The sequence below is a fragment of the Roseofilum halophilum BLCC-M91 genome, from assembly GCF_030068445.1.
Classification (GTDB): domain Bacteria; phylum Cyanobacteriota; class Cyanobacteriia; order Cyanobacteriales; family Desertifilaceae; genus Roseofilum; species Roseofilum halophilum.
In genome coordinates this window covers 1-10268 of record NZ_JAQPOK010000029.1, presented here as the reverse complement: position 1 = coordinate 10268, position 10268 = coordinate 1, and the positions used below count along the sequence as shown (strand labels likewise).

Below are 10268 nucleotides of genomic sequence, written 5' to 3'. Positions count from 1 at the left end.
TTAACTCTAGTCAAAGCATCATTCCACACAACGCGACAACAGCCAAACAACTGGGCAAGTTTTTGTGTCTGGCGCTGGGTTGGATAGATTCGATATTGGTATCGCGCTCTCATCTTTTGCTGACTACATCGTTGGTTTTAGTTTACCCTAGAACAGGCACAATAGGGAAGCAAGGCGGCTTTAGCCGCTCGTGTCGTCTTTCATCCCCGCAATAAATTGACGGGGATGAAAGACTCCCGTATTACTTTCGTAATTAGAATACACGATGATGTAAGCTGGGCATTTGCCTACGCACTTGTTCTAAACGGTCGGGATGGATTTCGGCGATCGCCACTGAGGGTTCTTCTCCAGCATCGGCGAGAATAATCCCCCAAGGGTCGATAATCATGGCATGGCCGTTAGTTTTGCGGCGGGCGTAATGGCAGCCGGTTTGGGCAGGAGCGATGCAATAACAGGTATTTTCTATGGCTCTTGCTTGTAATAAAACTTGCCAGTGGTCTTTGCCGGTATAAGCCGTAAAGGCCGCCGGGACAAACAAGACTTCCGCCCCTCGCTGGGACAAGGAGCGGTATAACTCCGGAAATCGGACATCATAGCAGACGGATAATCCTAAGCCACCGAAGTGTTCTGATTCGTACATGGGAGGAAGTTCGGTTCCCGCTTGTACGGTTAAGGATTCTTGGTAAGTGTTGCCATCGGGCAAGTTGACATCAAACAAATGGACTTTTTGATATCGGGCCAACTCTTCACCGTTGGAGTCTATTAACAGAGCCGTATTGTGGACTTTATCGCTGCTCACCGGGATGGGAAATCCGCCTCCTAGGAGGGTCACTTGGAACCGTTGAGCCATAGTTTTGAGAAATTTCTCAGTCTGTTCGGCGATCGCGGCCGCTTGGGCAACTTTCTCTGGCTCAATGCCCATAAAGGAGAAGTTTTCCGGCAAACTGACAAGTTCTGCTCCTTGACGTTTGGCTAAGTCAATGAGATCCTCCGCTTGGGTGAGGTTGTTCTCCAGATCTGGCTTACTGGTCATCTGGATAGCGGCTGCGAGATAGGGTTTCATGGTCTGAACTGCATGTGAGGATAAACCATCTAGGATACCCTTTGGATGGGCATTAGGGAAAGATGGTAAGTTAGTCCGTTTTTTTGGGGCGATTTTATGCAAAATCGCGGATATTGTTATATTCCTTAAAAATTGCCCCATTACCCGTAGGGGCGGGTTTTACCCAAATCTACAACACCAGCATCAGTCAGTGAAGCGTCAAGAATAACCGCTCCTTTAGGACGGTGAGTATGTCAACGAAGGAACTGGTGACTCTTCGGAGTTCACGGGTGAGGGTTCAGGGGTGACGGGGATTAAGCGGACGGCGCAGGCTTTGAGTTCCGGTTGTCCGGAGGTCGGGCAAGCTTCAGGATGGGTTAACATATTGGCTTCCGTGCGATCGCCCCACATGGCTCCCCAATGCATGGGTGCAAACACGGTTCCTTTAGTGATATTTTTAGTAATTTTTGCCGGAAACCGACACCATCCGCGCCGCGATCGCACTTCCACCATCATCCCTTCTGTAATCCCCAACTTTTCGGCATCATAGGGGTGAACCTCGATCGTTGCCTCCGGATGCATCTTCTGTATCTTATCAATCCGCCCCGTTCGCGTTAACGTATGCCAATGGCCATAGAGTCGCCCCACCGTCAGTACAAAGGGATACTCGCCATCCGGCGGTTCCGCCAAGCCCCGCGAATGGAACGCGGCAAATCGCGCCCGCCCATCGGGGGTATTAAAGCGTAAATCCGTATACATGCGCGGTTGCGGTTCTCCCCCTTCCGCACAGGGCCATTGTCGGGGCCCCTCTTTCCGTAATATTTCGTAAGTAATTCCCCGTTGCTCGCAGGGACGATGAGCCGTCAGTTGGATAAATTCATTACGCACCGCTTCCGAATCTGCAAAATCAAACTGTTGCTCAAAGCCTAATCTGCGTCCCACTTCGGCAAAAATTTCCCAATCGGCCCGGGCCGAACCCGGAGCCGGTCGAAACGCCGGACAGAGCGTCACGCGGCGCTCCGAGTTGGTCATGGTTCCCGTTTTCTCGCTCCATTGAGCCGCAGGTAGCAAAACATGGGCAAATTCGGCCGTTTCTGTGGGATAATAGGCATCTTGGTATATAGTGAAAGGCGATCGCAACAAAGCCGCCTTTGTCCGCTCCAAATCCGGCATACTCACCGCCGGATTCGTCGCCGCAATCCACAACACCCCCACCCGGTCTTGCTCCAATCCCTGAATCATCTCCCAAGCAGACAACCCCGGTTGAGGGTTAATGCTTCCCGGAGTTAACCCCCAGAATTTCTCCACTTCCCGACGATGCTGTTCATTTTTCACCAACCGATAACCCGGCAAAATATGAGCCAGTCCCCCCGCTTCCCGGCCTCCCATCGCATTCGGTTGTCCAGTCAGGGAAAACGGCCCAGCACCCGGTTTACCAATATTCCCGGTCATCAAATGTAAATTAATCAGCGTTCTATTTTTCGCCGTCCCTTCCGAAGACTGATTTAAACCCATCGACCACAGAGACAGCACCCGCTTCGACTCTCCCCACCAGCGAGCCGCCTGTTGCAAATCTTCCACCGAAATACCGCAATTTCGCGCCACCAATTCCGGGGGATAGGACTCGATAACCTGAGCATAATCAACAAACCCAGTCGTTTGTTCGTCGATAAATACAGAATCAATCAATCCCCACTGATGTAACAAATGGGCAATCCCATTCATTAAATCAATATCCGTTCCCGGCTTAATCGCCAAATGCAAATCAGCCGCTTCTGCCGTTTGCGTCTTGCGCGGGTCTACGACAATCAATTTTACATCTTTATTTTTCTTGTGATAAACCCGCAAGCGATTAAAAATAATTGGGTGACATTCAGCCGTATTCGTGCCAATTAAAAACGCACAATCCGTTAACTCCAAATCATCATAGCAACAGGGCGGGCCATCAGAACCCAAGCTTTGGATATATCCAGAAACCGCCGAAGACATGCACAGGCGCGAATTGGCATCAAAATTATTGGTTTTTAGGCAACCTTTGAGCAGTTTTTGGGCAATATAATAATCTTCCGTTTGGAACTGTCCCGACCCATACATACAAATAGAATGGGGGCCTTGGACTAAGCGCGTTGTTTTGATTTTGCCCACAATTCGCTTTAGCGCTTCATCCCAGGTTACTTGACGAAATGGCTCATCTAAAGACTCGCGCATCATGGGTGTTTTGAGGCGATTTTTATCTAGAGATTCACTAATAGTTGCGCCTTTGACACAAACTTTTCCCAGACTAGAGGGATGGGATTTATCGCCCATAACTTTCCAGATGGGCCTGCCCTCTTTGTCTCGGTTTGTTGCTTTACCGGGGACAGCAGGAGGAGAAGCTTCTAGACCGCAACCCACTCCGCAGTAGGGACATAGGGTTTTGTGTGCCATAGTGTTCAATTAAAAATTAACAATTAAAAATGGGGGAGTGGGGTGATGAGGGGATGGGGTGATGGGGTGACACAGATACCTATTGCCTATTGCCTATTGCCTATAGCAAGTCCATTTGAGTTGTGAAATAGAAAAAGCCCTCTCCCTAAATCCCTCTCCCACGGGAGAGGGACTTTTCCCCTTCTCCTGTGGGAGAAGGGGGTAGGGGGATGAGGGGCAATGATTTATAACTCATTTAGAATTGCTATATTGCCTATTCCCCATTCCCCATTCCCTATTCCCCATTCCCCATTCCCTTATTCAGCCGCAATGGGTTCCACGTGGGGAAGGGTGGTGGCTTCTATTTCTCCTTCGTGGTGGTCTGCGAATGAGCCTTTGGGTTCTTTGAGGAAGAAGGCGCAGAGGAAGGTGACGATGAGACTGGCGACTCCGAGGACTTCAAAGAAGACTCGGTTACCCACATCTCCAGAGGGGAGCAAGCTAAAGAGGGTGAGGTAGGCAACGGCTCCGACGTTACCGTAGGCTCCGACATTACCGGCAATTTGTCCGGTGACGCGGCGTTTGACGAGGGGAACCATGGCGAAGGTAGAGCCTTCTCCGGCTTGGACAAAGAAGGAACAGAGCATGGTGAGCATGACAGCGAGGGGTAAAAACCAACCGCCGGTAACGCGACCCATGGTTAGATAGGCGATACCCATACAGCCGGTCAATACTGCCATAGTCATTTTACGACTTCCGAGGCGATCGGAGATTAAGCCACCGCCAGGACGGGACATTAGGTTCATGAAGGCATAACTAGCAGCAATCATACCGGCTGCTTGTTTGCTCAGACCAAAGGTTCCTTCAAAGAAGGCGGGAAGCATGGAGACAACGGCAAGTTCTGAACCGAAGTTGACGATATAGGTGAGTTCTAGGAGGGCAACTTGGGAGAATTCATAGCGGTCTTCGGCAGGATAGCGTTTTTTGCCGAGCATGAGTTCTTTGTTCACATCCCAGCAGTTATAGGCTTGGAAGAGATAGAGACCGAGTAAACAAGTCCAAACGATATAGAGTTGGGACGTATTGAGAAAGCCGACTTTACTCAAGCGCCAAGCGAGAACGGCGAGAATACCGGAGAGGGGAACATTCATGAGCATCAGGAACCAAAAGTCTTTTTTGGTGGTGACTTCTAGACCTCTTGCTTTTTTGGGCTTTTGATAGACTTTGCCAGGGGGGGTATCTTGGACGCTGAAGAAGTAGAGGACTCCGTAGAGTGCCGCGATAATGCCGGTTCCGGCAATGGCGAGCCGCCAGTTGATGATACTACCCGCTCCGAAGGTGAGAATGGCGGCAATGGTGGGTAGGGTGAAGGCGGAAGCGGCGGAACCAAAGTTTCCCCATCCTCCATAGATGCCTTCTGCGAGACCAATTTCTTTGGGGGGGAACCATTCGGCAACCATGCGAATGCCAATCACAAATCCTGCACCGACGATACTGAGGGCGAGTCGGCTAATGACCAGTTGGCTAAAGTTTTGGGCGCTGGCGAAGGCGATACAGGGAATGGCTGCATAGATAAGCATGACAGAATAGGTGATTCTGGGCCCATATTTATCTAGGAGCATCCCGATGATAATCCGGGCGGGTACGGTTAGGGCGACGTTACAAATGGCAAGGGTGCGAATTTGACCGACTTCTAAACCGAAGTCTTCTTGCAGAGCGGTGGCTAGGGGGGCGAGGTTGAACCAAACCACGAAGGAGAGGAAGAAGGCGAACCAGGTCATGTGCAGAATTTTGTATCTGCCCTGGAATGACCACATTTCTTTGAGCATGGTTGTATGGGTAATGGGTAATGGGTAATGGGTAATGGGTAATGGGTAGAGAGTGGGCAGTGGGGAGTTGGGAATTGGAAGTCAAGGGAATCTCCGTGTCTCCGTGTCTCCGTGTCTCCCTCTCCCAATGTCTCTGCGTCTCCGCGTCCCTATTTCCCTGTCCAGGGGCTGACTTCGAGGACTCCACTTGGAGCCATGACGACGAGGAAGGGAGCGGAACTTGATGGCTCTTTGGCTTGCCGTAAGGTTTCGAGGGGGGTTTCGCTGAGGTGGTGGGAGGCGAGGGAGTTTAAGGGGGTGTATTTGGCGATCGCCCCTTCTTCGTTCACTTCCACCTGATACACTAAACTCTCGGAGAAGGTGGGCGCAGTTTGCCAACGGCTATCGAGTTGCTCATAGAGTTCAGAGCGCAACTGGCGGACTGTCGCTTCATCCATCATGGCCACCGGTTCAACTTCTGGCTCAACCTCTACGGTTTCGGTCATTACTACAGGAGCGGGTGCAGAGGGACTGGCACTAGCCACAATTACTTCTTCGGGTTCAGGTGCTACTGTTTCGGCGACTTCAGTTTCGGCGGAAGCGGCTTGTACTAACAAATGATGCCAACGACCGGCCATCAATCCAGTAAATATTACCACACCCACTAAGCTTAAGCTTTTTAACAATACAGACTCGACTGGGGAAAGACGGTTGTGATGTTCAGACATTTTTGCGATACTCCAAAATAAGACTAAAATTTGTGGGCTGGGGCAACTCCCCAGTTTTTTTATGGCTTCTAAAGGCTAGAAACCGGTTGAGAGTGGCTAGATTGGCCGCCATTTCCGTTCACTTCTGAGGGAGAGGCAGGACGATATCCTGGTTTGGGCCCAGCCCCAAATTGCTCCATGAGCAGGTTGCGTAAGACGGTTTTCAGGTCTTCACAGGGGATAGCTTTCATCACTTTTTCGCCGAGCTGCGCGTCTTTGCCGACTTTCCCCCCCATGAAGATATCGACGGCTTCTACGGTTTTCCCGTCTTTGCGGGTTTTGGTTCCCATTAAGCCAATATCGGCCACTTGGGGTTGTCCGCAGGAGTTGGGGCATCCCGTCCAATGGATGCGAACGGGTTTTTCTAGGGTTAATTCCTGACTCAGTTCTGCAATCATGGCATTGGCTCGATTTTTGGTTTCAATCAAGGCAAATTTGCAGAATTGGGAACCGGTACAGGAGACCAGGGCGCGGGAAAGGGGGTCGGGGTTGATGCTGAATTTCTCTAGGAGGGGTTCAGCTAACAAGGCTTCTAGACGGGAGTCGGGAATGTTGGCAAGAATGGCATTTTGTTCGACGGTGAGCCGAATTTCTCCATCGCCGTAAACTTGGGCTAGGCGGGCGAGTTCAAACATATCGGGGGCATATAGGCGACCGACGGGGATGTGCAGCCCGACGTAGTTGAGGCCGGCTTGTTTTTGCTGATAAACTCCGATGTGGTCCCGTTTATCCCAGTCGAATTCGTCTTTGGGGGCGGCTTCGGGGAGCCGTTGGCCGAGTTGTTTTTCTACGCTGGCTCGGAATAGCTCGACTCCCCATTCGTCAATGAGCCACATGAGTCTGGATTTTTGCCGGTTGGCCCGGAGTCCATGGTCTCGGTAGACTTCGAGAATGGCGCGACTGAGAGACACGCAGTCATTGGGTTCTATCCAAGCGTCTAGGGGAATGGCGGCTTCGCACCGTTTGCCGGAGAAGAAGCCACCGACGAGGACGTTGAAGCCCAAAATACTGTCTTTGTAGGCGGGGACGTAGGCGATGTCGTTGATTTCGGCGTGAACGGAGTTGTCTCGACTACCGGCGATCGCAATGTTGAATTTTCGCGGTAAGTTAGTAAATTCGGGGTTCCCTTGACCGGAGTTGGTAATCATGTCTTGGGTGGCCTGCACCAGGGGGCGCGTATCAATCAGTTCCGCCCCATCTATGCCAGCAACGGGGGAACCGGTAATATTCCGCACGTTGTCCATCCCCGATTGGATGGAGGTTAAGCCCACTTGCTGGAATCGCTGGAAGATTTGGGGTATGTCTTCTAGGCGAATGCCTCGCAGTTGTAGGTTTTGCCTTGTGGTAATATCAGCATTACCCTCTTCTCCATATTTTTGGGTGACTTCTGCTAAAGTTCGCATTTGCTGGCTGGTGAGGATACCGTTGGGCATCCGCATCCGCAGCATGAATTTCCCTGGAGTGACGGGGCGGAAGAAAATTCCTAGCCATTTGAGCCGTTGGTCGCGGTCAGTTTCGTCTATAGATTCCCAGCCGATTTGAGCAAATTCTTCGAGTTGCCCAATGACTGCTAATCCGTCTTTTTCGGCCTTAAATCGTTCAAATTTATTCAGCTTTTCGGTGGAGGGAACGGTGGTCATAAAAAAGAACCTCTTTTAGTTCGGTTTTGAGTTCGGTAAGAATTGATCTCGGTCTGCTCCGCCGTGAATTAGCTAGTATGTTATGGAGATCGATTAGAAGGTTTAGTATTTCAAATTACAAAATCTTTCTTTTTATGAATTTCTTGTATGATAAAAGTGTAAAAATCGCATGAGTAACGTAAGCGTGAAGGTCTGAGACCCCCATTGGATCGGGGTTAAGAGTGAAAAATGACCGAAAACGCGCTTGATAGAGAGTGGCAAAGAATCTGTAGACAACATTAAATGCGGTAAGGATAGGATCGATGGCAGAGGATCTAAACAAACCACAAACAGAAGAGGCGATTGAAGATGATCCTTTAACACAATTGCGAAATCTGCTGATTCCTCCGGAGTCTTCTGAGTTGCAAAACAAACAAAAAGAATTGCAAGAACTGAAGCAAGAATTGGCCAGCTTACAGAAGCAACGGCCGGATTTGGAGGATTTAAAGCGGGTGTTAGTGCCGTTGGTGGGGGAGGAGGTGAAGCAGTATTTGATGCGATCGCCGACGACTCTGATGCAATGGCTCCATCCAGCCCTGACACGCACCATTAAGGACAACAAGCAGGAAATCGCCGAAACCATGATTCCCCTACTGCCGAAATCCAAGGAGGGGATGCTGTCTTCAGGGGCTTGGGATCGGCTGCTGGATGGACTACTGCGGGAAGTGGACGATCGCATTGAAGCTTCCCTCCAAGAGTCGGATGAGCGCACCCGTAAGCAGTTCGAGCGCTGGCTACGGACGGATTTGATGGAGTATATTCAAGCTCACGCCGAGGATGTGGTGCAGGTGATTTTACCGGAGTTAGTGCCGCCCTTACAAAAACAACTCAAACGCGCTCTCAAACCCTATTTAGAACAACAACAGGAACTTCTAGAAACTCAATTACAACAGCAGTTGATGGACTGGATGACGCAAAGACTGCAAGAGTCGCGGGAAGAGTTGGTAACGTTGCTTGCACCCAAGGAACAGCCCGCACTGCCTTCGGTGGAGGAGTTGCAACCGGCGATCGCCGCTCAGGTGAATAGTCAATTGTCTGAGAAGTTATCGGAATATGTGCAAAGTCAAAATTTACCCGATTCTTCCGAACTGGTGAAAAGTTTACAGCCCACTTTAGATAGCTTAATTGGACAACGGGTGGAGCAGGTTCAAGGGGAATTATTGGGACAGATCAAACTGCCCGAAAATCCGGATATGCAACAGCTTGAATCTATACTCTTGAGTCGATTAGAAGGGTTAGTGCAAGCAAAAATTGACAGTCGCGTAGAAGCGTTGGTTCAAGAAAAGATAGAAACTGCCTTAGCCCAATTACCTCCAGCAACTGAAACTCCGGAGCAACGCACACCAGAGGAGTTAATGGAAGTCCTCACTCCCCAAATTGAGGCGTTAATTGAGGCGAAAGGGGGGACTGGAGACGGAGCAAAAGCGCCCCATGTGCCTGCTACCTTGGTATTTAAGGAAAAAGTGGAAAACCTGCGCTCTGGCGGTATTTCTAAGGTGTGGCTGGCAGTTATTGCCGGGATAGTGGCGATCGCCTTTTTGCCATTAGGCTGGTTTGCCTATCGCTCCGTTCGGGAAACCGGGTTAAGTCGCCAACTGACTCAAGTTTTAGCCAATTCACCCAAGTTATCCCCCTATCGCCTAGACGCACAAGTGAGAGGGGATGAGGTGACTTTAACCGGACAATTGCCCGATCCGAGTTTACACGAAACCGTAGAACAGGTGATGGCAGAAAATGCGCCAGATTTGGAGGTAGAGAATCAGGTAGAAATTATTGCCCCTCCTCCCACTCCAGAAGAAATTCAAGCGGAAGTCACCAGGGTAGAGGCAACCTTGGATCAGTTAGATGGTATTTCTATTTCGGCTGAGTATGACAATGGGGAAGTTACGGTGAAAGGAACCATCATTCAAGCGGCCGATGCTACTCGTATTACCCAAGCATTTACGGAAGTTCCGGGAGTCCAAGCGGTAACGAATACGGTGGAAGTGCAACCGCCGGAAATTCCTATTCGTATTTATTTTACTGTCAATTCCGCCCAGTTACCGACGGCGGATATCCGGGTAAAAATTATTCCGTTGGTAACGCTGTTGAAACGCTATCCAGAGTTAAACCTGAAAATTGCTGGCCATATCAGTCCCGATCAGGAGGAGGAAAACGGGCAAACCTTGAGCCGTCAACGGGCGGAAGCGGTGCAAAAAGTGCTGATTCAGCAGGGAATTGATGGGAAGCGACTTCAGGTAGAGGCGATCGCCTATCCTCCAGCCGATGTTAATCCCCAGCAACCTGATTGGCTCAAGCGAGCCGTTGTATTTTATCCCCAGTAGGGAGAGGAAGATTTTACAGGGAATCGGGATCGATATTCAGTTGTCGCAGTTTGTCCCGTAGTTGTTGTAACTCTGACTCGGCTTGCTGCGCTCGCTCACTCGGTGTGGGAATCCAGTTCCCATCTGGATCGTAAAAGCGCAACCATAGTCCTTCTACTCCTTCATACTCTCCTTGCCATAGCGCCAAACCTAAGCCTAATTCTTCTAACCAAACCTTCTTTTCCGATAACTCCAGGGGTTCG

Annotated in this window: 7 protein-coding genes and 1 pseudogene; 1 reads left to right on the top strand and 7 read right to left on the bottom strand. The window is 50.3% G+C overall.

All coding sequences use genetic code 11. From position 1 onward, the window contains the following. The 6 genes from PJF56_RS22020 to PJF56_RS03760 all read right to left on the bottom strand — a co-directional run. A partial coding sequence (locus tag PJF56_RS22020) for a helix-turn-helix domain-containing protein (RefSeq protein WP_347179434.1) occupies window positions 1-113 on the bottom strand: 113 nt, incomplete at its 3' end. Window positions 114-253: 140 nt separating this feature from the next. Continuing rightward, a complete protein-coding gene (locus tag PJF56_RS03780) occupies window positions 254-1063 on the bottom strand; it encodes a carbon-nitrogen hydrolase family protein (protein WP_283761313.1) in 810 nt (269 codons plus the stop codon). Between the two features lie 216 nt (window positions 1064-1279). Continuing rightward, a complete protein-coding gene (locus PJF56_RS03775) occupies window positions 1280-3469 on the bottom strand; it encodes a molybdopterin oxidoreductase family protein (protein WP_283761312.1) in 2190 nt (729 codons plus the stop codon). A gap of 296 nt (window positions 3470-3765) precedes the next feature. Then, complete coding sequence (locus PJF56_RS03770) at window positions 3766-5277, bottom strand: MFS transporter (protein ID WP_283761311.1); 1512 nt, start codon at window positions 5275-5277, stop codon at window positions 3766-3768. Between the two features lie 149 nt (window positions 5278-5426). Beyond that, window positions 5427-5984 (bottom strand): hypothetical protein, encoded by a 558-nt coding sequence (locus tag PJF56_RS03765; protein WP_283761310.1) that lies wholly within the window; start codon window positions 5982-5984, stop codon window positions 5427-5429. Between the two features lie 68 nt (window positions 5985-6052). Continuing rightward, window positions 6053-7663, bottom strand: coding sequence for a ferredoxin--nitrite reductase (locus PJF56_RS03760; RefSeq protein WP_283761309.1), 1611 nt, complete (start codon window positions 7661-7663; stop codon window positions 6053-6055). A gap of 302 nt (window positions 7664-7965) precedes the next feature. On the opposite strand from PJF56_RS03760, the gene PJF56_RS03755 reads away from it, so the two are divergent. Continuing rightward, entirely contained in the window at window positions 7966-10026 is a 2061-nt protein-coding gene (locus tag PJF56_RS03755) for an OmpA family protein (protein ID WP_283761308.1), read from the top strand. A gap of 13 nt (window positions 10027-10039) precedes the next feature. Here PJF56_RS03755 and PJF56_RS03750 read toward each other — a convergent pair. Next, window positions 10040-10268: pseudogene (locus PJF56_RS03750) on the bottom strand (hypothetical protein); the annotation flags it as partial.

Excerpts from the sequence above, each read along its gene's own strand:
- PJF56_RS03780 (WP_283761313.1), bottom strand. The coding sequence starts at position 1,063 with ATGAAACCCTATCTCGCAGCCGCTATCCAGATGACCAGTAAGCCAGAT.
- PJF56_RS03775 (WP_283761312.1), bottom strand. The coding sequence starts at position 3,469 with ATGGCACACAAAACCCTATGTCCCTACTGCGGAGTGGGTTGCGGTCTA.
- PJF56_RS03770 (WP_283761311.1), bottom strand. The coding sequence starts at position 5,277 with ATGCTCAAAGAAATGTGGTCATTCCAGGGCAGATACAAAATTCTGCAC.
- PJF56_RS03765 (WP_283761310.1), bottom strand. The coding sequence starts at position 5,984 with ATGTCTGAACATCACAACCGTCTTTCCCCAGTCGAGTCTGTATTGTTA.
- PJF56_RS03760 (WP_283761309.1), bottom strand. The coding sequence starts at position 7,663 with ATGACCACCGTTCCCTCCACCGAAAAGCTGAATAAATTTGAACGATTT.
- PJF56_RS03755 (WP_283761308.1), top strand. The coding sequence starts at position 7,966 with ATGGCAGAGGATCTAAACAAACCACAAACAGAAGAGGCGATTGAAGAT.